Source organism: Janthinobacterium tructae (genome assembly GCF_006517255.1).
GTDB lineage: Bacteria > Pseudomonadota > Gammaproteobacteria > Burkholderiales > Burkholderiaceae_D > Janthinobacterium > Janthinobacterium tructae.
The window spans coordinates 995,530-1,016,016 of record NZ_CP041185.1 but is presented as its reverse complement, the minus strand read 5'-3'; the positions used below and the strand labels follow the sequence as shown (position 1 = coordinate 1,016,016).

The 20,487-nt window shown below is 61.3% G+C and carries 22 protein-coding genes; 8 read left to right on the top strand and 14 right to left on the bottom strand.

Annotation, left to right across the window (positions count from 1 at the left end):
- Positions 1–83: 83 nt before the first annotated feature.
- Both FJQ89_RS04430 and FJQ89_RS04425 read right to left on the bottom strand, forming a co-directional pair.
- The gene (locus FJQ89_RS04430; protein WP_141169211.1) at positions 84–497 is read right to left on the bottom strand and encodes a DsrE family protein; all 414 of its coding nucleotides are present in this window, start codon (positions 495–497) and stop codon (positions 84–86) included.
- A 292-nt stretch (positions 498–789) separates the two neighbouring features.
- A complete protein-coding gene (locus FJQ89_RS04425) occupies positions 790–2,121 on the bottom strand; it encodes a sigma-54 interaction domain-containing protein (RefSeq protein ID WP_141169210.1) in 1,332 nt (443 codons plus the stop codon).
- Positions 2,122–2,366: 245 nt separating this feature from the next.
- On the opposite strand from FJQ89_RS04425, the gene FJQ89_RS04420 reads away from it, so the two are divergent.
- From FJQ89_RS04420 to FJQ89_RS04405, 4 genes are all read left to right on the top strand, one after another.
- Positions 2,367–3,245, top strand: a complete 879-nt coding sequence (locus FJQ89_RS04420) for an MBL fold metallo-hydrolase (RefSeq protein WP_141169209.1) — start codon at positions 2,367–2,369, stop codon at positions 3,243–3,245.
- A gap of 30 nt (positions 3,246–3,275) precedes the next feature.
- Positions 3,276–4,946 (top strand): bifunctional protein tyrosine phosphatase family protein/NAD(P)/FAD-dependent oxidoreductase, encoded by a 1,671-nt coding sequence (locus tag FJQ89_RS04415; protein ID WP_141169208.1) that lies wholly within the window; start codon positions 3,276–3,278, stop codon positions 4,944–4,946.
- A 2-nt stretch (positions 4,947–4,948) separates the two neighbouring features.
- On the top strand, positions 4,949–5,746 hold the full coding sequence (locus tag FJQ89_RS04410; protein ID WP_141169207.1) for a sulfite exporter TauE/SafE family protein: 798 nt from the start codon (positions 4,949–4,951) through the stop codon (positions 5,744–5,746).
- A gap of 71 nt (positions 5,747–5,817) precedes the next feature.
- Positions 5,818–6,165, top strand: coding sequence for a rhodanese-like domain-containing protein (locus FJQ89_RS04405; RefSeq protein WP_141169206.1), 348 nt, complete (start codon positions 5,818–5,820; stop codon positions 6,163–6,165).
- Between the two features lie 76 nt (positions 6,166–6,241).
- Here the strand turns inward: FJQ89_RS04405 and FJQ89_RS04400 are convergent, their stop codons facing one another.
- The 8 genes from FJQ89_RS04400 to arsA all read right to left on the bottom strand — a co-directional run bounded on the left by FJQ89_RS04400 (position 6,242) and on the right by arsA (position 11,879).
- The gene (locus FJQ89_RS04400) at positions 6,242–7,093 is read right to left on the bottom strand and encodes a c-type cytochrome (RefSeq protein WP_243136415.1); all 852 of its coding nucleotides are present in this window, start codon (positions 7,091–7,093) and stop codon (positions 6,242–6,244) included.
- 50 nt (positions 7,094–7,143) lie between these two features.
- Positions 7,144–7,497: a carboxymuconolactone decarboxylase family protein gene (locus FJQ89_RS04395; RefSeq protein WP_141169205.1), complete on the bottom strand. Its 354-nt coding sequence runs from the start codon at positions 7,495–7,497 to the stop codon at positions 7,144–7,146.
- 22 nt (positions 7,498–7,519) lie between these two features.
- The gene (locus tag FJQ89_RS04390) at positions 7,520–7,711 is read right to left on the bottom strand and encodes a YgaP family membrane protein (RefSeq protein WP_141169204.1); all 192 of its coding nucleotides are present in this window, start codon (positions 7,709–7,711) and stop codon (positions 7,520–7,522) included.
- A gap of 70 nt (positions 7,712–7,781) precedes the next feature.
- The gene (locus FJQ89_RS04385; protein WP_141169203.1) at positions 7,782–8,417 is read right to left on the bottom strand and encodes a class I SAM-dependent methyltransferase; all 636 of its coding nucleotides are present in this window, start codon (positions 8,415–8,417) and stop codon (positions 7,782–7,784) included.
- A gap of 135 nt (positions 8,418–8,552) precedes the next feature.
- Positions 8,553–8,987 (bottom strand): YeeE/YedE family protein, encoded by a 435-nt coding sequence (locus FJQ89_RS04380; RefSeq protein WP_141169202.1) that lies wholly within the window; start codon positions 8,985–8,987, stop codon positions 8,553–8,555.
- Positions 8,988–8,997: 10 nt separating this feature from the next.
- Positions 8,998–9,429: a YeeE/YedE family protein gene (locus FJQ89_RS04375; RefSeq protein ID WP_071080474.1), complete on the bottom strand. Its 432-nt coding sequence runs from the start codon at positions 9,427–9,429 to the stop codon at positions 8,998–9,000.
- Positions 9,426–9,761 (bottom strand): ArsR/SmtB family transcription factor, encoded by a 336-nt coding sequence (locus FJQ89_RS04370; RefSeq protein ID WP_141169201.1) that lies wholly within the window; start codon positions 9,759–9,761, stop codon positions 9,426–9,428. Before FJQ89_RS04370 ends, FJQ89_RS04375 begins: the two co-directional genes overlap by 4 nt.
- Positions 9,762–10,085: 324 nt before the next feature.
- Positions 10,086–11,879 (bottom strand): arsenical pump-driving ATPase, encoded by a 1,794-nt coding sequence (gene arsA / locus FJQ89_RS04365; protein ID WP_141169200.1) that lies wholly within the window; start codon positions 11,877–11,879, stop codon positions 10,086–10,088.
- 321 nt (positions 11,880–12,200) lie between these two features.
- On the opposite strand from arsA, the gene FJQ89_RS04360 reads away from it, so the two are divergent.
- The 4 genes from FJQ89_RS04360 to FJQ89_RS04345 are packed head-to-tail and all read left to right on the top strand — an operon-like array spanning position 12,201 to position 16,200.
- Positions 12,201–12,563 (top strand): PepSY domain-containing protein, encoded by a 363-nt coding sequence (locus FJQ89_RS04360; protein WP_141169199.1) that lies wholly within the window; start codon positions 12,201–12,203, stop codon positions 12,561–12,563.
- A complete protein-coding gene (locus tag FJQ89_RS04355) occupies positions 12,560–13,030 on the top strand; it encodes a DUF2271 domain-containing protein (protein ID WP_141169198.1) in 471 nt (156 codons plus the stop codon). Before FJQ89_RS04360 ends, FJQ89_RS04355 begins: the two co-directional genes overlap by 4 nt.
- Before the next feature lie 10 nt (positions 13,031–13,040).
- Positions 13,041–15,260 (top strand): PepSY domain-containing protein, encoded by a 2,220-nt coding sequence (locus FJQ89_RS04350; RefSeq protein ID WP_141169197.1) that lies wholly within the window; start codon positions 13,041–13,043, stop codon positions 15,258–15,260.
- Positions 15,244–16,200: an FAD:protein FMN transferase gene (locus FJQ89_RS04345; RefSeq protein ID WP_243136414.1), complete on the top strand. Its 957-nt coding sequence runs from the start codon at positions 15,244–15,246 to the stop codon at positions 16,198–16,200. The genes FJQ89_RS04350 and FJQ89_RS04345 overlap by 17 nt, the downstream gene beginning before the upstream one ends.
- 16 nt (positions 16,201–16,216) lie before the next feature.
- Here the strand turns inward: FJQ89_RS04345 and FJQ89_RS04340 are convergent, their stop codons facing one another.
- The 4 genes from FJQ89_RS04340 to FJQ89_RS04325 are packed head-to-tail and all read right to left on the bottom strand — an operon-like array spanning position 16,217 to position 20,411.
- Positions 16,217–18,775 carry a cation-translocating P-type ATPase gene (locus FJQ89_RS04340; RefSeq protein ID WP_168208365.1) on the bottom strand — a complete coding sequence of 853 codons (2,559 nt, stop codon included), beginning with the start codon at positions 18,773–18,775 and terminating at the stop codon, positions 16,217–16,219.
- A 57-nt stretch (positions 18,776–18,832) separates the two neighbouring features.
- Positions 18,833–19,699 carry a L,D-transpeptidase gene (locus FJQ89_RS04335; protein WP_141169195.1) on the bottom strand — a complete coding sequence of 289 codons (867 nt, stop codon included), beginning with the start codon at positions 19,697–19,699 and terminating at the stop codon, positions 18,833–18,835.
- Between the two features lie 8 nt (positions 19,700–19,707).
- The gene (locus FJQ89_RS04330; protein ID WP_141169194.1) at positions 19,708–20,166 is read right to left on the bottom strand and encodes a MepB family protein; all 459 of its coding nucleotides are present in this window, start codon (positions 20,164–20,166) and stop codon (positions 19,708–19,710) included.
- The gene (locus FJQ89_RS04325) at positions 20,163–20,411 is read right to left on the bottom strand and encodes a hypothetical protein (RefSeq protein WP_243136413.1); all 249 of its coding nucleotides are present in this window, start codon (positions 20,409–20,411) and stop codon (positions 20,163–20,165) included. The genes FJQ89_RS04330 and FJQ89_RS04325 overlap by 4 nt, the downstream gene beginning before the upstream one ends.
- Positions 20,412–20,487: the final 76 nt, after the last annotated feature.

Here is a 20,487-nt window from a genome sequence, read left to right as displayed (position 1 = left end):
GCTTTTATGTAAAAAAGCTTCCTCGGAGGGAAGCTTTTCATCGGGATTGCGAATGCATTCCCTGAAACTGTTTGACCAGGTAGTCAGAACGCCAGCGTTTTCACCTCGGACCTGAGCAAATAGGCAATCACGTCGGCAGGTATGGCCGCTGTCACACCGTCCAGCAAGTCACTAGCCTGGCGCCCGGCATTTGGCAAGTACAATGCGCAGACCTCGACCTTGGCGCCGCTCTTGATCAAGCCCTGCAGCATTTGCTGGGGCGTCACATTGCGGGGCTTCAGGCTTGGCATGACCTTACCGATGACAGCAATGTCGCCGCCGGCATCACATAACAGCACGCGTACCGTGGCTTTTTGCTCGATCGCCTGACTGGCCAGTACCAAGCCGGCAGCTTGCGTCATGGGACTGCCGCTATTGATCGTCAAAAATAATTCGGCAGCTTGACCAGACAACGATACCGCCAACAAACCAGCACCCACCAACATCGGTTTTTTCATGCGAACTCCTGTAAAAATTACCTGCATAGCAGACCAGCCAAAGGAAAGATGCCTGTTTGCCCAGCAGCGCGAATGACAAAACATCACACGCTGACTGGCGCGCAACGGACGCCCCGTAATTTCATACATAGCAATATGCGCGCCATATCCGCTGTGAATAAATATTCCATCATGCAATCAATGACTTGTAATATCCCCCGCAGCTATTCTGCCTTGCAGAAACCGCATGGCAGTCAATTCTGGCAGAACTTGCTGCCAAAAGCTGACCGCCACTGGCAGTCCTCCGGCGCTGTCAAGCCAGACCTAGCTTCTTCAGGCGCCGGTATAGCGTGCGTTCGCTGATGCCGAGTTTCGTCGCCAGTTCGCTGCGGGTGCCGGTGAAGGTGGCGATAGCCTCCGTCAACGAGGCGCCGATCGGAATGGTGTCGATCGGCAGCGCCGGTAGTGGCGTAGACGGCCCCAACGCGGATGGCAAATGTTCGCAGCGGATCACGCCATCGTCGGCAAACAGGCGCGCGCGCTCGAGTACATTGCGCAATTCGCGGATATTGCCCGGCCATGCGCGCAACTGTAGTTGCAGCAGCGCTTGTGGTTCAATTGTCAGGCGGCGCTGGCCGGAGATACTATGCTGCAAGAACGAATGAACCAGGAGCGCGATGTCATCGCTGCGCTCGCGTAGCGCCGGCAAGTGAATCGGGAAGGCGCTGATACGGTAATACAAGTCGGTGCGAAAGGCGCCTTCCGCCATCATTTTTTCCAGCGACTTGTGGGTCGCCGCCACCAGTCGAAAATTGGCATGCTGCGTCTCGATGCTGCCGACGCGCCGATAGGTGCCAGACTCGATCAAACGCAACAATTTCACCTGCATGGCCAGCGGCACATCGCCGATCTCATCCAGGAACAACGTGCCGCCCTGTGCCGTTTCAACCAGGCCCGGCTTGCGCGCGGTAGCGCCGGTGAACGCGCCTTTTTCATGGCCAAACAGTTCGCTTTCAAAAAGCGTTTCGGTCAAACCAGAGCAATCGACGACAACGAACGGTCCACTGGCACGCGCACTGCCCTCGTGCACGGCGCGGGCAAACAATTCCTTGCCGGTGCCGGATTCTCCCAGCAGCAGCGCCGGCAACATCGACGGGGCGACCCGCTGCAACGCCGACAATGCCAGATTGAATGCTGGCGAGCGACCGACCAGGCCATCTCCGCTGGGGCGCGCCGACGCGCTGCGCACCACGGTGAGCCGCTCGACGTAGGCGACGATCACGCCGCGCTCATCGAGGATGGGACGCAATTCGACTTCGACATGCTCGGGGCCGCGCGGCGTGTGGTGGATGTGCAAGACCCGGTCCGGTCCGCGCAGTTCCAGGGCCTTTTTCATCGGACAATGTTCGCCAGCCTGGTCGCACGGGACATCGTAGTGATGCGAGACGCGGTAACACTTGTGGCCGATGTACGGCTTGTCGACGCTGGCGAACTGGCGCTGATAGGCGGTATTGGCTGCCAGGATGTTGTATTCAGGATCGAGCACAATCATTGGATCTGGCTCGTGTTCGAGGAAGGAAACCAGCGCCTGGACTTGCGGCGAATGTGGCTCCAAAGCGATGACGATAGGCGTTGTGATGGGCATGGTCTCTCCTGGCAAGACAGTCACCTTGCCACAGGACTGCCATCGACACCAGAAATACTGCCACCTGAGTGTCATTTAGCTGCCAATGTCAGCGCATAGCGCGGCGTTAGCGCAACGACGTGATAAAAATATGCATCAAATCAATTGCTTATAAAAATTCATGAAAATAAATTGATTGGCATGATTATTGCAATATACCGGCATGCCTGTCGCAACAGGCCAGCTTCCACAGGAGACCCATCATCATGGCAAACACCGTACACGCACAGGTCGAAGGCTTTTTCGACCCCGCCACCAATACCGTCAGTTATTTGGTGCTCGATACGACAACAGGGCAATGCGCATTGATCGACAGCGTGCTCGACTACGACCCGAAGTCGGGTCACACAGCCACCCGCTCGGCGGATAAATTGATCGCGCGCGTGCGTGAACTTGGCGCCAACGTGCAATGGATATTGGAAACCCATGTTCATGCCGATCATCTGACGGCGGCACCTTATCTGAAGGAACAACTCGGCGGCCAGATTGGCATCGGCATGCACATCACGACGGTGCAGCAAGTGTTCGGCAAACTGTTCAATGCCGGTGCCGACATGGCGCGCGATGGCAGCCAGTTCGATCACTTGTTCGCGGACGATGAAACGTTTGCGATCGGCTCCCTGGCATGCCGCACGCTGCACACGCCAGGCCATACGCCGGCCTGCATGACCTATGTCGTAGGCGATGACGCAATGGCGTTTGTCGGCGATACCCTCTTCATGCCCGACTACGGCACCGCGCGCTGCGATTTCCCCGGTGGCGATGCGCACACGCTGTTTCACTCGATTAACAAGGTACTGAGCTTGCCGTCTGACACCTTGCTGTATATGTGTCACGACTACCTGCCCGGCGGGCGCGAAGTGCAATTCGTCAGCAGCGTTGCCGACGAGCGCGCCCACAACATTCACGTGCGCAACGGCATTAGCGAAGCCGGTTTCGTGGCGATGCGCAAAAAGCGTGACGCGACACTTGACATGCCGACGCTGATCCTGCCGGCGGTGCAGGTGAACATGCGCGCCGGCCACTTGCCCGAACCGGAAGACAACGGCGTGCGTTATCTGAAAATTCCGCTCAACGCAGCCTGAACCATCCTATAAAAAATACACGGAGACAACATGGATATTCGCCCACTCGTGCCGGGACTGGCGGTCGCACCGCAGATCACCGCAGCCGAACTCATAGAATTAAAGCGGGCAGGCTATCGCGCCATCATCTGCAATCGTCCCGACGGCGAAGGCGCCGATCAACCGCTCTTTGCCGAGATTGCCCATGCGGCGCAAGCCGTCGGCATCGAAGCGCATTATCTGCCGGCCGAATCGGGCAAGGTGAGCGATGAGCAAGGTGTCGCGTTTGGGCAATTGTTCGACAGTTTGCCCAAGCCGGTGCTGGCGTACTGTCGCACCGGTATGCGCTCGACGACGATGTGGGCTCTGTCGCAAGCCAATTCGCAAGCGTTGCCGGCCCTCCTGGAATCGGCGAAAAATGCCGGCTTCGACCTGAAGGGCGTGATCCGCCGCATCGTCAATCTTGGCCGCACGCCGGTCGAAGTCGCCGAAGCAGAGCATGTGGTGGTGATCATCGGCGGCGGCGCTGCCGGCATCGCGGCCGCAGCCAGCCTGCTGGCGCGCTGGCCCGGGCTCGACATCGCCATCATCGATCCGGCCGACATCCATTACTATCAGCCCGGCTGGACGCTGGTGGGCGCCGGCGTGTTCGATGCCGCCAGCACGGCGCGCACGATGGCGTCCCTGATTCCGCGCGGCGTGCATTGGATCAAGTCTGCCGTTGCCGCATTCGAACCGGAACGCAATGCCGTGATCCTTGATGGTTGCCGCGTCGTCAAATACCAGCAACTGGTGGTGTGTCCTGGCCTGAAGCTGAACTGGAGTGCGATCGAAGGCTTGTCAGAGACGTTGGGACGCAATGGCGTCACATCGAACTATCTGTACCATCTGGCGCCATACACGTGGGAACTGGTGCAACAATTGAAAGGCGGGCACGCAATTTTTACGCAGCCGCCTATGCCGATCAAATGCGCCGGTGCGCCGCAAAAGGCCATGTATCTGTCAGCTGACCATTGGAAGCGCAGCGGCGTGCTGGAGCAGATCGAGATCGAGTTTTACAACGCCGGCGCGGTGCTGTTCGGCGTCCCCGCCTATGTGCCGGCGCTGATGGAATACGTGCGCGGCTATGACATCAAGCTCAATTTTGGCCACACATTGACCAGTGTCGATGGCGCGCGCAAGACCGCCACCTTCAGCCGCGCCACCCCTGATGGCAGCAAGGAGGTCGTGACGCGCGAATTCGACCTGCTGCATGTGGTACCGCAACAGGTCGCGCCGGATTTCATTCGCGTCAGTCCCCTGGCCGATGCCGCCGGTTGGATCGATATCGATCCGGCCACGCTGCGCCACAAGGTCTACGAGAATATCCACGCGCTGGGCGATGCCGGCAACTCCAGCAATGCCAAGACCGCCGCAGCGGCGCGTAAGCAAGCGCCGGTGGTGGCGCACAATGTGCTCGCTGCGCTGGGCAAGATCAAGGGTAGCGCGCAGTACGACGGCTATGGCTCGTGCCCGCTCACGGTGGAGCGCGGCAAGATTGTGCTGGCCGAATTCACTTATGGCGGCAAGGTCGCACCCAGCTTTCCCTCCTGGCTCATCGATGGCACCAAGCCATCGCGTCTGGCCTGGCTGCTGAAGGAGCGTATTCTGCCGCCGCTGTACTGGAAAGCCATGCTCAAGGGACGCGAGTGGATGGCCAAGCCGGAACTGGAGGATCTGTAGTCATGACAACGATACTGCTGCTAGGTTTTACCGTCGGTATCATTCTGGCACTAACCGGCGCCGGCGGCGGCATTCTTGCCGTACCGCTGCTGGTGTTCGGCGCAGGTCTCAGTATGGCAGAGGCCGGACCTATCGGCCTTCTGGCCGTTGGCCTGGCGGCGCTGCTTGGCACCATCATGGGATTGAAGGCCGGCACCGTGCGTTACAAGGCGGCGCTGCTGATCTCGGTGACGGGAATACTGTGTTCTCCGCTGGGGCTATGGCTGGCCCAACGCATGCCTAACCGGCCTTTGACCATAGTGTTTGCCTTCGTGCTGCTGTTCGTCGCTTGGCGCGTGTTTCAGAAATCGATGCCAAGCACCGGACAAGATCAAACAGCCCAACGTATTCCTCCATGTCAGATCGATTCGGGCAAAGGCAAGTTGATCTGGACTGCTCCGTGCGCGCGCGCGCTAGCCCTGGCCGGCGTGGCCGCAGGTGGTCTGTCAGGCCTGTTGGGTGTCGGCGGCGGCTTCGTCATGGTGCCGGCGCTGCAGCGCTACACGAACCTGGCAACCCAATCGATACTGGCCACGTCTCTGGCGGTCATCGCCCTGGTGTCAATGTCAGGGGTCGTGGCCAGCACGCTGTCTGGTCACTTGCAATGGACGATCGCATTGCCATTTTCTGGCGGTGCACTGGCGGGCATGATCGCCGGCCGCCTGGTCGCGGCAAGGCTGTCCGGTTCGCTCTTGCAAAAGGGCTTCGCAATCGTCTCGGCACTGGTCGCGGTAGCGCTGCTGGTCAAGGCCCTGCGTTGAGCCGTGGATGGCGGCGCTGGCGCCCCGGGCGTTCCAGCTATTCCCTCCTCGATTTAATCAGAAAGGTTCGCATGACTTACACAAAAAAATTCCAGCAGCTCGCCGATTCCGCACGTGAACGGGTTATTGAAGTATCGCCGTGTGATGTCGATAAACTGATGGCTAACGGTGCCATTGCACTTGATATACGCGACAAGGAAGAGCACGACATCGGCCATATTGCAGGCTCGCTCAACATCAGCCGGGGCAAGCTCGAAATGAACATCGAGCAGGCAATACCTGATCTTGATGCCGTCATCCTTTGTTATTGCAATGCTTACAATCGGGGAGCATTGTCCGCAGATACACTGCGCGCCATGGGTTACCGCAATGTACGCCTCATCGCAGGCGGGTTGAAGGCTTATCGCGCCAGGGATTGATATTGCAGGCTATCTATCGTTGAACAGCGTTACCACGCATGGCGCGCGAGTGCGTGGCAACGCATTTCAACCGATTTTAGCTACGCGCATCCTTAGGTTTGTCGCCTTTTGGCCAGTCCTTGGCCTTGCCTGGATAGACCGGACGCACTTGCTTGGTGAAGAACTCGCTGACATCGAGCGCTTCCTGATCGCTCAGGCTGCCGCCCTGCCCTAATGGCATGTTGTACTTGACGAAGGCTGCGGCGGTATAGGTGCGGGCCATGCCGGCGCCATCGTTGAACGAGTACTTGCCCCACACCGGTGGAAAGACATAGCCGCCAGCGCCATTCGGCAGGCCCTGTCCCTCGGCACCATGGCAGCTGGCGCACTTGGCGGCATACACTTGCTTGCCTTGCGCGCCATCGGGCTTGAGCTTCTGGTCGAACGGACCGAAGCCGCGCCCCTTGACATTGACGCCGGTTGGCACCCCCGTCGATATCCACTGCATGTAAGCGAGGATATCGTTCATCTCGTTCGAGGCGATAGGCAGCGGCTTGCCATTCAACGAGCGCTCGAAGCAATCATTGACGCGCTCTTGCAGTGAAATGAGCTTGCCGCTGCGCGCGCGGTATTCCGGAAAAACACCCCAGATGCCGACCCACGGCGAGGCGTTCGGTGTGGCGCCGCCAGCCAGATGGCAACTGGTACAATTGAGACCGTTGCCGACATTGTTCGGCAGGCGCTGACGTGTGTCTGTCAGCAGCAGTTTGCCGTGCTTGATAGCATCCCCCTTGGGGCCAGACGGGATGCTGGCATCGAGCGGCGGATTGAAATCGGCGCCTTGCGCATGAGAGTTGCCGATGACAAAAACTGCGGCGCAGATTGTTACAAGGATTTGCGCCCCCCACAGCGGCCGGTCAACCTTGCTCGACATGTATTTTTTTGACATCACTATCTCCTGTATTTTTTTAATTCTTGTAAACTGCCTGCTCGCAATGTTTACGCCGCCGAGAATTCCTCGAATGCGGCCAAGGCGTTTGCCGAATACATCGCGGATGGACCTCCGCCCATGTAGATTGCCATTCCCAAAGCCTCTTCGAGTTCAGCCTTTGTGGTGCCAAGCCTGACAAGTGCCTGCACATGAAAGCCAATGCAGGCGTCGCAATGGGCTGCCACGCCCAAAGTCAATGCAATGAGCTCTTTGGTTTTCCGGGAGAGGGCACCGTCACGCGACGCCGCCTTCGCCAATTCGCCAAAACCCTTCATCACATCAGGAATATCGTTGCGCAATGTGCTCAGTTGTTTCGATATGGCAGTAGTCAGTTCACCGTAGGCGTTCGGATTTGTTGTCATTTTATGTACCTTGTTGGTGGGGTTATCGTTTGATCCCGCAGGTGCTTATCCCGAACGGTAAATATGCAGGGCAAAACCGGAAGATTCCGGTAGCCAAAGGGATGACACCGATCCATCCCCATGGGCCAATTAGGCCCAACAACACTGCGGCGATCAGGACCAGGCCCGCCACAATGCGAATTGTGCGGTCGACACTTCCAATATTTCTTTTCATGATTGTTCCTTCTGAGTAGGTAAATTGGGCGAGTGAGAAAATCGCTGAATACTGCACACGGTAGTAATGTTCACATAAGCGGTTTGCGCGCAACCATGCCGAGTAAAGCCGAGCGGCCTACGTGCTGGATACCTTCATTGAGTTCTTCTTCGTATTCGCACAATTCCGCGATTTGGAGGGAGGAGAACGCTACACGCATCATGTCGGCGGTATATAAGTGATCGAGTAGGCCCGGGCCGCCGGTTTTGTATTCCAGCTGCTTTGGCGTATAGCCCTGGATGATCAGGTAACCGCCGGGCTTGAGCGTGCCGATCATGTTGGCAAACATGCGGCGCCGCATTTCTGGCCCTGCAAATTGCACAAATATTGCGGCAACCACATCGTATGCCTCATGCTGCCAATCCCACGCGTCACAATCGCAGACGCGCAAATTAACGGTGACGTCGTGATGACGAGCAAGCTCCGCAGCCTTCGCCACGCCCACCGGAGAAACATCGAAGGCATCGACTTGCAGGCCCTGTTTGGCCAGCCAGATGCTGTTCCGACCTTCACCATCGGCGACTGCCAGTGCCGTTTTACCCGCTTCCAGCAAACAGCGATGCGCCGCCAGGTAGGCGCTCGGCTCAGTGCCAAATAGGAAATCGGCACGGCGAAAGCGCTTGTCCCAGATTTGTGCTGCATCATTGAAAGAATTGTCATGCGTCATGTGGACATCCCTAAATTTCGTTCACGGGTATGGCAAGGTCAATCGGCTGCAGTTCAGGCATCCCCTCCATTCGCGTCGACACGGTCACAACGGTGCTGGCGCAAAGCGCGGAAGAGATGCAATGTCATCTTTTGCTCAAGCAATTTGCTTTCGGCGGATTGGCAGGCGTTCCAGCAATTCAAATACCACCATGCCAGCAAGCATTGCGGCGAAAAAAATGAGGGGCTTGGCACCACCGCTGAGCAGTGACGCCAGCGCCGGTCCAGGGCAATAGCCTGCCAGTCCCCAGCCGGTGCCGAAGGCAAGGCCGCCCAGTATCAGCCGCCTGTCGATGTGCGAGGCCGTCGGTACGCGCATGATGGCGCCGGTCAGTGCCCGTGTGCGCCCTTCTGCCCAGCGAAACGCCACCAGCCCGACAACGATGGCGCCGCCCATGACCATCGCGAGTGAAGGATCCCAGCGTCCTGCCAGGTCGAGAAAGCCGACGACCTTGGCTGGATTGGTCATGCCGGAGAGAATCAAACCGAGGCCAAAAACGATCCCTGCAATAAGTGCCGTGATGCTATGCATGGTGCGCTCCTTATCCAATGACGTGACGAACGATGAAAACGGTGAGGAAGCCGGCCACCATGAAGGCCCCGGTCGCTACCAGAGAGCGCGGCGACCTTCGCGACAGGCCACAAACCCCGTGGCCGCTGGTGCAACCTGAGCCATAACGCGTACCGATGCCGACCAATAAACCGGCCGCGACCAGTGTTATGGCTCCCGCGTCCACTTGAACCGTGGGCAGCGGCGCAAAGAGGCCATACACTAGTGGTGCGCCAACCAGACCGAGCAGAAATGCGATGCGCCACGCCAGGTCGCCAGTCGGCCATTGCAGCAAACCGCCGAGGATGCCGCTGATCCCGGCAATACGGCCGTTGAAAAGCAAAAACATTGCTGCTGCCAAGCCGATCAGCATGCCGCCGGCCAGGGAGGTCCAAGGCGTGAAATTGACCCAATCGATCATCATGATGTTGCTCCCGTTGCTTTTTCACAATAGAGTTGATATAGCACCTGCATGACAGCCTTTGCCTCGCTACTGGCAATGCTGTAGAAAATCTGTTTCCCTTCGCGCTGCGTGGTCACCAGCGCTTCATCGCGCAACACGCCAAGCTGCTGAGAAAGGGTTGGCTGTTGTATACCCAGGACATTTTCAAGCTCACGTACACAGTGAGGCCCCTGCGTCAGCTGGCAGAGGAGAAGCAGCCGGTCCGGATTCGCGAGGACCTTCAGTATGCCGCATGCCTGAGTTGCCGCCGCACGCATAGCTCGCAAATCAAGCCCATTTTCCAAGTCGCTCATAGATTAAATATAGAAATTAGACAGAACTTATATTATATGAAAAAATATAATATGTATAGTTATATTATTTGTCGCCTTAAACTAGCAATCGTGCCGTTGAAGATATAGCTTCAGAATCAACTTTTAGGGTAGGCCTGCTACCCTGGAGGACCAGCCCAGTGTCGTAAAGTTGCGCGAGCTGTCCCAGTGGCCGGAAGGCCAACCCCTTCCGGCCTGTGGCTGGCGCGGCGCAGTCCGAACCGGCCGATACTGCGGCAACTGGCAAACGCGCGCCGCCCTGCCAGTTCGACGCCAGGCGCGGAAAATTGCGCTGGATGGCGCCCATCAGAATACCTGGCGCTCAGCCGCTACAGCCGGCATGCTCAATTGCTCCAGATGGGCGATACCCACAGGATCCTCCGCCAGCAGTGGCACTACCGCGTAGCGATGCGCGAGCTGCCGGGCCACTGTGGCAATGTGCACCTGTTCGTTCAGGGCGCGCTGGCGCAACAGCGGCGAGCGCGGGCTGGCCGCGCACAGGCTGTTGTTGATGACCCAGGCCCACGGTTCGATACCCGCCCTGCGCAGGTCGGCCTGCAGGCCGGCCGCTTCCAGCACCGGGGTCGTCTCGGCCAGCGTGACGATCAATACCTTGGTCTGGGCCTGGTCCTGCAACTGCATCATGGGCGTAGTGAAGTGCAGCTGCGTGTCGGCCATCTGGCGCAGCACTTCCCGGTGATAGGCGCCCGTTGCGTCCAGCAATAATAGCGTGTGGCCCGTGGGGGCGGTATCCATCACGACAAATTGTCTGCCAGCCTCGCGTATCGCGCGCGAGAACGCCTGAAAGACGGCAATTTCTTCGGTACAGGGCGAGCGCAAGTCCTCCGCCAGCAATGCGCGTCCGGCCGCATCGAGTTTCTTGCCTTTTGTCTCCATCACCTCCCGGCGGTAACGCTCGATTTCCGCATGCGGATCGATGCGGCTCACAGTCAGATGCTCCAGTGAGCCGCTGAGCGTTTCGGACAGGTGCGCCGCAGGATCCGAGGTCGTCAGATGCACCGCATGGCCGCGCCTGGCCAGCGCCACCGCCACGGCGGCGGCAATGGTGGTCTTGCCGACGCCGCCCTTGCCCATCAGCATGATCAGACCGTGACCGTTACGGGCGATCTCGTCGACCAAGCTGGCAAGGGCCGGCGTGGCGATCTCCGGCAGCACCGCGACGGCGGGAGGCGTCCTGCCGCCCTCGGCCAGCAGCAGGCGGCGCAAGGCGTCGAGGCCGACCAGGTTGAACGGCATCAGCGGGATCCGGTCTTGGGGCAGTGACAGCAGAGCCTCAGGCAAGGCGGCCAGGGCGCGCTGCTCGCGCTGCACGACGGACGCGGCCAGCGGATCGCTTGCCCCCTCTGACGCTGGCAACACGCCATTGATGACGAGGTATTGTTGCGTCAGGCCAATGGCGGCGAGCTCATCATGCGTGCGGGCCGCTTCACGCAGGGTGGCGCCTTGTGCCCGCGCCACCAGAATCAAACGGCTGCGCGCAGGATCGGCCAGCGCCGCGACGGCCGCATGGTAGCGGTCGCGCTGCTTTTCCAGTCCCGCCAGTGGCCCCAGACAGGATGCATCGCCCTTGCCCTCCTCCAGGAAGGCATCCCAGGCGCCCGGCAATTGCAGCATCCGTATGGTATGGCCGGTAGGCGCCGTATCGAATACGATGTGGTCATAGTCCTTGAGGATATGCGCATCGGTGAGCAGCGCGGTAAATTCGTCGAAGGCCGCGATTTCGGTGGTGCACGCTCCGGAAAGCTGCTCTTCGATGGATTTGACCACCGCTTCCGGCAGCACGCAGCGCACCGGCCCAACGATCTTGTCGCGATACAGCTGGGCGGCGGCCTGCGGATCGATTTCCAGCGCGCTCAGGCCGGGAACGGCCAGGATGGGAGTAATCCGGTTGCCGATCGCCATGTCAAACACCTGGCCGACGTTGGAAGCGGGATCCGTGCTGACCAACAGGACGCGCCGGCCCTGGTCGGCCAACAGCACGGCATGGGCGCAGGCCAGCGAGGTCTTGCCCACGCCTCCTTTGCCCGTAAAAAACATGAACGCGGGAGGATGGTCGAGAAAGTGGAAGGCGGCTGGCATGGAAGAACTCCTTAGCAGGTTTTTCCGCCGCAGCAGGAGCCGCCGGTTGGGGCTGTGGCACAGGCGTCGGGCATGGCGGGCTCAAATACCTGAATGATTGTCATTTGCACGCCCTCCTGTCGTTCCTGTCACCAGACAATAGGCCCTCTATGGCCCGGAAACAAGCGCGGTGGCGCAGTGTGCCGCCTATATTTGCAAAAAAATTGATCTCACGATGGTTGACCCGCAAATACCCGGATTTGTCATCGCGCGATGCCTGGCAGGTCAGTATCATGTCAGCATGAACTGCCATGCTCAGGTGGTTATCAAGGAGAGCAAGCGATGTTCTTAGCGCGCACATGCATGGCGTTGTCTGCCCTGGTTTTCAGCAATGCGGTCCATGCGGATGTCCACTGCACGGATCCGATTGCCGACTGGAAACCTCGCGAGCAATTGCAGCGGGAAGCCGAACAGCGCGGCTGGACGGTCCAGCGCATCAAGATCGATGATGGCTGCTACGAGCTCAGAGCCATTGATCGCAACGGCAACAAAGTCAAGGCCAAATACTCCCCGGCGTCGCTGCGCATGCGCAGCATGGCGGTGGACTTCGGCAACAACGGCGACGCCGCCGACTACCTCGGCCCTGTACCACAGGCTCCCGTCAGGCGGCCTGCAGGTCCGACATTCCAAGGGGAAAAGAAATGAAACACATCACAGCCTGCGCCTGCCTTGCAGGTGCATTGGCGCTGCCCGGCTTCGTCCAGGCACGCCCGGTCACACTCACCGCGCAACTGAAGAACTACGCCGGCAACGGCGCCTACCTGGCGGTATATGTCACGGATGCCGCCGGCAAGTACAAGAAAACGTTGTGGGTAGCTGGAAAGAAGACCAAGTATTACAAGCACCTGAGCGACTGGGCCCGCGGTAGCGGCATGAACGCGCGCGAATTTGACGGGATCAGCGGAGCGAGCGTCGGCAGCGGCAAAACCCTCAAGGTGACAGTCGAACTGGCCGACACCCTGATCGATGCAGGTTACGAGATCCGGGTTGACAGCGCGGCAGAGGACGGGCGCGACAATCCGGCCGACGTGCGCACGCCACTGAGCAAACAGGGCGCCGGCAAACCCGTCGGTGGACGCGGCTACGTCAAGTCCTTCATTTACGACATGTAGCCACCGCCGCATGTTACGACAGATACATTCGCTCGCTGGCCTGATCAGCGCACTGCTGGTTATGCTCATCGGCTTGACGGGCGCCGTGCTGTCGATCAACCCCGCGATCGAGCGGCTGGCCACCAGCGTGCCGGCGGGCGTCAGCGTTGCCGAACTCGCGGGCCGGGTGGCGCGCCACTATCCGGGAGCCGAGCAGATCCAGCGCACGGCCTCCGGAACCATCATCGTCTACTACAGCGCCGGTGACATCTCGGGCGTGGACCGGGTCGACCCATCCAGCGGCAAGGCGATCGCGCCCTATGCGCCGCCGGCCTACGCGCGCTGGTTCAAGGAGTTGCACAGGTCACTCTTCCTCGACACGCCAGGCAGCGCCGCGGTCGGCATCACCGCCCTGCTGATGCTGCTGGTCTCAAGCTCAGGCTTATTCCTGCTGCTCAAGCGGGTGGGCGGCTGGCGCCAGCTGGCACGTCCACTGCATGGCAATCGCAGCCAGCGCTGGCACGCCGCGGTGGCCCGTTTTGCTGTCGCCGGCCTGCTGTTGTCCGCAGTGACCGGCAGCTACATGTCGGCGGCGACCTTCGCCCTCATTGCCGATGGCAGCCAGGACGAACCCGATATCCCCGCCACCACCTCCGGCGGAACCCCGCTGCCTGCTGCCCGCTTGCCAGCCCTGCTGGCCACCAGGCTGGTCGATCTGCGCGAGCTTTCCTTTCCGCTTGCCGGTGACAGCAGCGCCGTCTATACCTTGCGCACCCGGCAAGGCGACGCCTATGTCGACCAGTCCAGCGGCGCGCTGCTGGCCTTCCGCGCGCACAGCAATGTCCGGGAAGCCTTTGAACTGATCTATCAGTTGCATACGGGCGAAGGCCTGTGGTGGCTGGGTCTGATACTCGGCCTGAGTGCGCTCGGCGCGCCCTGGCTGGCGGTAACGGGCATCGCCGTATGGTGGCAGCGGCAGCGCGCCAAACCGCGCATCGCCAACAACTCGGCTCCGGCTTCGGCCGACAGCGTGATCCTGGTGGGGAGCGAAAACAACAGTACCTGGGGCTTTGCCCGCGCGCTGCATGATGCCTTGCGACAGGCCGGACAACGCGTGCACACGGCGCCGATGAATCAGTTCTCGTCGCGCCACAACGCCGCGCGCCAGTTGTTCATCCTGACGGCGACGTATGGCGATGGCGACGCCCCCGCCTGCGCCACGCACTTTCTGACCAATTTGGCCGGTATTGCCCCCAAGCAGGAGGCAAGTTACGCTGTACTCGGTTTCGGCGACCGCCAGTTCCCCACGTTCTGCCAGTTCGCACACGAGGTCGACGCGGCGATGGCGGCGCGCGGATGGCGCCGGTCGCTGGAACTGGCCCTGATCGACCGCCAGTCGCCGCAGGAATTCGCGCGCTGGGGGAGCCAGGTCGGCGCGCTGCTGGGCCACGAGCTCGTACTCGACTATGCGCCCGCACATCCGCACACGCATGCGCTGCAGTTGCGTGAGCGCATCGCCTACGGCGAGGAGGAGCACGATCCCACCGTGGTGCTGCGCTTTATAGCCGCCCCGCCGCCGGCCAGCGCCGGTTGGCTGAAAAGCCGGCTTGCCTCCCACCGACTGCCCCGCTTCGAGGCCGGCGACCTCGCGGGTGTCATGGCGCCCGGCAGTTCCATGCCGCGCTTCTATTCGCTGGCGAGCGGATCGGGTGACGGCGTGCTGGAAATTTGCGTGCGCAAGCAGCCCGGGGGCGTGTGTTCAAGCTACCTTTACAACTTGCTGCCGGGGGACCGCATCGAGGCCTTTATCCAGCCCAATCCGCAATTTCGTCCAGCCCTGGGCAAGGCGCCCGTCATCCTGATCGGTGCCGGTACCGGGATCGGGCCACTGGCCGGTTTCATCCGCAACAATACGGGCCAGCATCCGATGTACCTGTACTGGGGCGGGCGCCATCCCGACTCCGATTTTCTGTATGAGCCCGAGCTGCGCAACTATCTGGCCGACCGCCGGCTGACGCAGCTGCACACGGCCTTCTCAAGAGTCACGAACGGCGTCCACGTGCAGACCCGGCTGATGGAGGATGCCGACAATATGCGCCGCCTGATCGCCGACGATGGCCAGGTGCTCGTCTGCGGCAGCCGCGCCATGGCTGCCAGCGTCAGGCAGGCCATGGACCAGATACTCGCGCCGCTCAAGCTCGATGTGGCGGCGCTGCGGGAAAAAGGAAGGTATCGTGAAGACGTCTTCTGAACCCGCGCTGCGGCGCTACAGCCTGAATGGCGAAACCATGGGCAGCCGCTATACGGCCGTATTCTATGCGGGCGGACAAGCGGACCTGGCCGCCATCGGCGCCAGCCTGTTTGCCGCCGTCGACAGGGTCGACCGGCAGATGTCGACCTGGAATGTCGCCTCGGACCTGTGCCGCCTGAACGCGGCGCCGGAAAATACCTGGATTCCTGTGCCGCGGGAACTGGCGCAGGTGCTCGCTGCGGGGCTGCAGGTCAGCGGCGAATCGGGCGGCGCCTTCGACATGGCGGTTGGCCAGCTGGTGGAGGACTGGGGATTCGGGCCGTCGCAATGCGCGCCATCGCCGCAGATCGCGGCCCGGCATGGCAAAACGTACTGCCCCGCCACCAAGGCATTGGAGGTGGATCTGGCGGCTCTGCAGGTGCGCAAGCGCGCGCCGCTGACGCTCGACCTGTCGGGCATCGCCAAGGGTTTTGGCGTCGACCAGCTGGCGCATTGCCTCGATGGCTGGTCCATCGCCAGCTACCTGGTCGGCATCGATGGCGAAACGCGCGCGCGCTCGACCAGACCCGATGGCCAGGCCTGGAGCGTGGCGATAGAAAAGCCGACACATGGCATGCGTGAAATCGGTGGCGTGATGGAACTGCACGACGTGGCCATCGCCACCTCGGGCGACTATCGCCGCTGGGTCGAGATCGACGGCACGCGCCATGCCCACACCATGCATCCGGCCTTGCACCAACCGGTAGCGAACCGTCTCGCCGCCGTGAGCGTGCTGGCCCCCAGCTGCATGCTGGCCGACGCCTGGGCCACGGCGTTCATGGTCCTGGGCGAGGTCGACGGTGTCGCGCTGGCCAGGAAACGCGGCATGGATGTGCTGTTCGTCCTGCGTCACGGCGCCCTGCTCGAAGAAATTCTGCTCATCGACGGCAAGATGGTCTGATCTGCATTGCCGTGCATCACTGCGCCGCCGCCGCGCGGCGCGGCCATCGCCATGTCGATAGCGCCCACTTGACGCACTCGAACCAGGCGATGCCGAGCACGGCGACGAATGCGCACTGCATCAGCAGCGCCATGTCCGGCAGCGCGAAGGCAAACAATTCGCGGACAGGCGCCGCGCCCAGCACCAGCAACAGCAACAGCGAGGCCGCCATGCTGATCCAGGCGAACGCCCGGTTCGACTTGATCCCCCTCCTCCATGACGGCTGGGTCCACTGGCGGTTGACATAGATCAGTCCCAGGTTCGACAGCACCAGGCTGAGGAAGGTCGTCGTGCGTGCCACTTCGTCGGAATGGCCGGCCCAGCGCACCAGCACGTGGAAGCCGACCAGCATGGCCAACAGCCCTGCCCCCTGCAGCAAGCCGCGCAGCAGTATTTCACGGTCGAACAAATGCATGTCCGGCCTTCTCGGTTTGCTCGTCATGGCATCGGCTTCGATCGGCTCGGCCTCGAACACGATCGAGCAGGCGGGGTCGATCACCATTTGCAAAAACAGTATGTGCACGGGCATCAGGAGCATGGGCCAGCCCAGCAGCACGGGCAGGATGGACAGGCCAACGATGGGCACATGCACCGCGACGATGAAGACGATGGCCTTGCGCAGATTGGCAAACAGGCGGCGGCCATGTTGCACCGCCAGCAGCAGCGAAGAAAAATCATCCTTGAGCAAGACCAGCGCTGCCGCCTCGCGCGCGACGTCGGTGCCACGGGCGCCCATGGCCACGCCGATGTTGGCCGCCTTCAATGCGGGCGCGTCGTTGACGCCGTCGCCGGTCATGGCGACGATATCGCCACGGCTGCGAAAAGCTTGTACCAGGCGCAACTTCTGTTCCGGCGCGATGCGGCAAAAGACGTCGGTGTCGGCCAGGCGCGCGCGCAGTGCCGTGTCGTCCAGCGCGGCCAGGTCCATGCCGGACATCACAGCGCTGGCCACGCCGGCGATACCGGCCTGCCGCGCGATCGCCAGTGCCGTGGCGGGATGGTCGCCCGTGATCATCACCACGCGGATGCCCGCCGCGTGACATTGCGCCACCGCATCGGGCACTTCCGGGCGCACCGGGTCGTGCAAGCCAAGCAGGCCCAGGAATTCAAAATCAAAGACGTGCTGGTTGTCAGGCAGGGGCGGCGCGGCAAACGTGGCGCGGGCGACGCCGATCACGCGCAAACCGTCGTTCGCCATGGCCTGCACCTGGGCCGCGATGGCGGCGGCGCGCTTTGGTGCCAGATGGCACAGATCGATGATGGCCTCGGGCGCACCCTTGGCAGCCACCAGGAACTCGGAACGGTCCGGCGATTGCCACACCCGCGACATGGCCAGCATCTGCCGCGACAGCGGATAATCGTCGATCAGCTGCCAGTCGGCATGCAGGTGCTCCGTATTGGCCAGCAGGCGGGCGCCGGTCTGGCCGATGGCCGACTCCATCGGATCAAACGCCCGACGATGGCTTGCCAGGACGGCATATTCGAGCAAGCCGTGCAGCTCTTCCTGCAAGGCAGTGGCAGGATTGCCCTGACAATCGTGGGTGCAAGTTTCCGAGCAGAGCCGGGCCACGTCCATGCGGTTGGCCGTCAGCGTACCTGTCTTGTCAACGCACAGCACCGTCGTTGCACCGAGCAATTCGATTGCGGGTATGCTGCGCGCCAGGATGCTTTCGCGCCCCAGGCGCCAGGCGCCCAGGCCCAGGAAAAGCGTCAGTATCACCGGCAATTCTTCAGGCAGGATCGCCATGGCCAGCGTAAGGCCTGCCAGCAGTCCTTGCAAGGCGTCGCCGCGCAGCCACCAATACGCCAATGCCAGGCCGGCGGCGAGACACAAGCCGCCGATGGCGACATGCCTGACGACGCGCCGCGTTTCCCGTTGAATCGGCGTCAGCTCGCTCCCCATGCTGGCCAGTGAGGCGCCGATGCGGCCAAGCGCGCTGTGCGGGCCGGTGGCGACCACCAGGCCGCTGGCCGTGCCTTGCGTGATCAGGGTGCCGGAATACACCAGACTGTCCGGACTGCCGCCGGCATCGGAGGCGCCATGCTTGATGACCGGCACGGACTCGCCCGTGAGCATGGACTCGTCGGCCGTCAAATTCGATGCGCTGAGCAGTTCCATATCGGCGGGCACGCGGTCGCCCTCGGCCAGCAGCACCAGGTCTCCCAGCACCAGGTCCCTGCCAGCGATGCGCTCCTGCTTCCCGTCGCGTATCACCAGGGCGCGCGGACAGGAGAGGTCGCTTAGGGCATTCAGCGAGCGTTCCGTGCGCCTGCGCTGAAAAAAAGTGATGCCCATGACGATGCAAACAAAGCCCAGCAGCATCAGCGCTTCATTGCGGTCGCCCAGCAGCAGGTAGATGACGCCGCAGGCGACCAGCAGCAAAAACATCGGTTCGGAAACGACATCGAGCAGCAGGCGCCCGGCACTCAAGGGACGGGAGGCGGGCAAGGCATTTGGCCCGTTTTCCAGCAAGCGCTGCGCGGCCTGCGCGGCTGTCAGCCCTTCACTACCCTGCGGCTCCGACATGGCATTCATCCTTTTCCTGAGAGGCAGCGTGTAGTGGCTAAGTAGGTCCTGGTCGTGATTGCGGCATTAGGGTTTGGGCGCGGGCGACCATACAGGCCGCACTTCCGTCAGCGAATCGACGATGACCATATACTGCCCCGGCCATTCAATGATATCGCGATCCGCTTTGAGCACCCACAAATGGCGGCCGTCCTTGACGGCTTGTTCATAGACTGCATCGAGCAAACCGTGTGAATCGAGAAAAACATTCAATGTGGCTGGAATGCGGATGCAGCCCTCGGAAGCAACATTGCCCAAGCGAGCTTCCAGCACATCCGGATCGGTAGCGTGCATTTGCAAGCGCATCTGGCTGATGGCGCCCGTGCCCCAGCCGCGCTGTGCCTGTTGCCAACCGAAATCGAAGACGCGCATGCCGCGCCGTCCATAGCCACGAATGTGATTGTCGTTGAACGTGCCTTCGGAGCGAAAGTCGGGATTTTCCAGGGTATGTGGAAACACCCCCAACGGCGTCAAGAAATGATTATAGCTTCCCACCTTGCCGGTCGAGACGGCCGTGGCGCCGATGAACGACCATGCATCTGGCTCTGTATGCAAGATCACAAAGGCGGCCTGTACCTGCGGGCTGCGGTCCACCAGCAGCAAAGTCTGTGCTGACGTATCGGTGACATTGGCATCGGCCAGCGCTTGTTTCAACAGCGCCACATAGCGCGCCTGGTCAGCCGTTGGCACCTCCAGCCGATGATCGACTTCGCGTGCGAATCGCGCGCGCCACGCGTCGGCGCCCGGATCGGGCGGGGCCGCGACCACGGCCAGCGGACAGAGCGCTACGCTCAGACACAACATCATTCGCACTTCCCGCACTGCTCGCACCCATGCGCAAGACGTTCGGGCAGAGGGAAAGAACACAGGCTTATCAATTTTCATAAAAATCATTTGTTTCCTCAATAAAACAATCTATCCAGCCCTTGCTGGTCGCCCGCCGCCACAAACCACGCCACCTGCCAGCACTGCGTGCGCAGGGCCTGGGCAGATTCTGGCAGGCACCAGGGCGGATACACGCGCAGCGCGCGCTTGCCGCCGCTGCCCGCGCGCGACATCACGCCGCGTTCGAGCAGCACGCTGCGCGGAAAAATGAAAAAGCCGTGCTGCGCGCCGTCGTCCACGGCGATGATGACGATATCGACGGGGTCCGCTTCATCGAGCGGGGCGATCTCGGCATCGGGATGGGGGCGCTTCCAGACGGTGACGAACTGGCCTGTTTTCGTCGGCGTGGTTTTCGCCACGCGCAAGACCAGCCGCTTGCCATCGAACATAGCGCGGCAGGCGCCGTAGTCCGCGCTTTCCGCTTCCGGCACGGGCGCTTGCGGCAAGCCCAGGAAGGCCCATGGACTGGCCTTCATTGCGCGCTGAACTCGGCCGCGGCCTTGGCCGCCCACAGCGCCTCGGCGTGGCTGGCGAACGGGCTGTCATAGCCGTCGACCTTGCCGTCTTCGTCGACAAAATATAGCCACCAGCCATCGGCCTGCTCGCGGATGGCGGTCTGGCCCGGTGCACAATGGGTTTCGACGGACTGGCCGGCGGCCAGGGTGGCGATGCTGATGCCGCGGTGAATAATAGGCTCGGGTGTCATAGGAAAATACGTCATGCGAAAAAATCAATAGATGTAGTGTAGCCTTGCCGGCGACTCCTGACCAGTGCGCTACACTGCTGTTTCAAACGGA

What these genes read in the sequence shown, in the direction of transcription:
- FJQ89_RS04350 (WP_141169197.1), top strand. Translation starts at nt 13,041, where the DNA reads ATGTTACGACAGATACATTCGCTCGCTGGCCTGATCAGCGCACTGCTG.
- FJQ89_RS04430 (WP_141169211.1), bottom strand. Translation starts at nt 497, where the DNA reads ATGAAAAAACCGATGTTGGTGGGTGCTGGTTTGTTGGCGGTATCGTTG.
- FJQ89_RS04380 (WP_141169202.1), bottom strand. Translation starts at nt 8,987, where the DNA reads ATGCATAGCATCACGGCACTTATTGCAGGGATCGTTTTTGGCCTCGGT.
- FJQ89_RS04325 (WP_243136413.1), bottom strand. Translation starts at nt 20,411, where the DNA reads ATGACGTATTTTCCTATGACACCCGAGCCTATTATTCACCGCGGCATC.
- FJQ89_RS04420 (WP_141169209.1), top strand. Translation starts at nt 2,367, where the DNA reads ATGGCAAACACCGTACACGCACAGGTCGAAGGCTTTTTCGACCCCGCC.
- FJQ89_RS04415 (WP_141169208.1), top strand. Translation starts at nt 3,276, where the DNA reads ATGGATATTCGCCCACTCGTGCCGGGACTGGCGGTCGCACCGCAGATC.
- FJQ89_RS04355 (WP_141169198.1), top strand. Translation starts at nt 12,560, where the DNA reads ATGAAACACATCACAGCCTGCGCCTGCCTTGCAGGTGCATTGGCGCTG.
- FJQ89_RS04385 (WP_141169203.1), bottom strand. Translation starts at nt 8,417, where the DNA reads ATGACGCATGACAATTCTTTCAATGATGCAGCACAAATCTGGGACAAG.
- FJQ89_RS04375 (WP_071080474.1), bottom strand. Translation starts at nt 9,429, where the DNA reads ATGATGATCGATTGGGTCAATTTCACGCCTTGGACCTCCCTGGCCGGC.
- FJQ89_RS04410 (WP_141169207.1), top strand. Translation starts at nt 4,949, where the DNA reads ATGACAACGATACTGCTGCTAGGTTTTACCGTCGGTATCATTCTGGCA.
- FJQ89_RS04425 (WP_141169210.1), bottom strand. Translation starts at nt 2,121, where the DNA reads ATGCCCATCACAACGCCTATCGTCATCGCTTTGGAGCCACATTCGCCG.
- FJQ89_RS04395 (WP_141169205.1), bottom strand. Translation starts at nt 7,497, where the DNA reads ATGACAACAAATCCGAACGCCTACGGTGAACTGACTACTGCCATATCG.
- FJQ89_RS04390 (WP_141169204.1), bottom strand. Translation starts at nt 7,711, where the DNA reads ATGAAAAGAAATATTGGAAGTGTCGACCGCACAATTCGCATTGTGGCG.
- FJQ89_RS04340 (WP_168208365.1), bottom strand. Translation starts at nt 18,775, where the DNA reads ATGAATGCCATGTCGGAGCCGCAGGGTAGTGAAGGGCTGACAGCCGCG.
- FJQ89_RS04370 (WP_141169201.1), bottom strand. Translation starts at nt 9,761, where the DNA reads ATGAGCGACTTGGAAAATGGGCTTGATTTGCGAGCTATGCGTGCGGCG.
- FJQ89_RS04400 (WP_243136415.1), bottom strand. Translation starts at nt 7,093, where the DNA reads ATGTCAAAAAAATACATGTCGAGCAAGGTTGACCGGCCGCTGTGGGGG.
- FJQ89_RS04335 (WP_141169195.1), bottom strand. Translation starts at nt 19,699, where the DNA reads ATGATTTTTATGAAAATTGATAAGCCTGTGTTCTTTCCCTCTGCCCGA.
- arsA (WP_141169200.1), bottom strand. Translation starts at nt 11,879, where the DNA reads ATGCCAGCCGCCTTCCACTTTCTCGACCATCCTCCCGCGTTCATGTTT.
- FJQ89_RS04330 (WP_141169194.1), bottom strand. Translation starts at nt 20,166, where the DNA reads ATGAAGGCCAGTCCATGGGCCTTCCTGGGCTTGCCGCAAGCGCCCGTG.
- FJQ89_RS04405 (WP_141169206.1), top strand. Translation starts at nt 5,818, where the DNA reads ATGACTTACACAAAAAAATTCCAGCAGCTCGCCGATTCCGCACGTGAA.
- FJQ89_RS04360 (WP_141169199.1), top strand. Translation starts at nt 12,201, where the DNA reads ATGTTCTTAGCGCGCACATGCATGGCGTTGTCTGCCCTGGTTTTCAGC.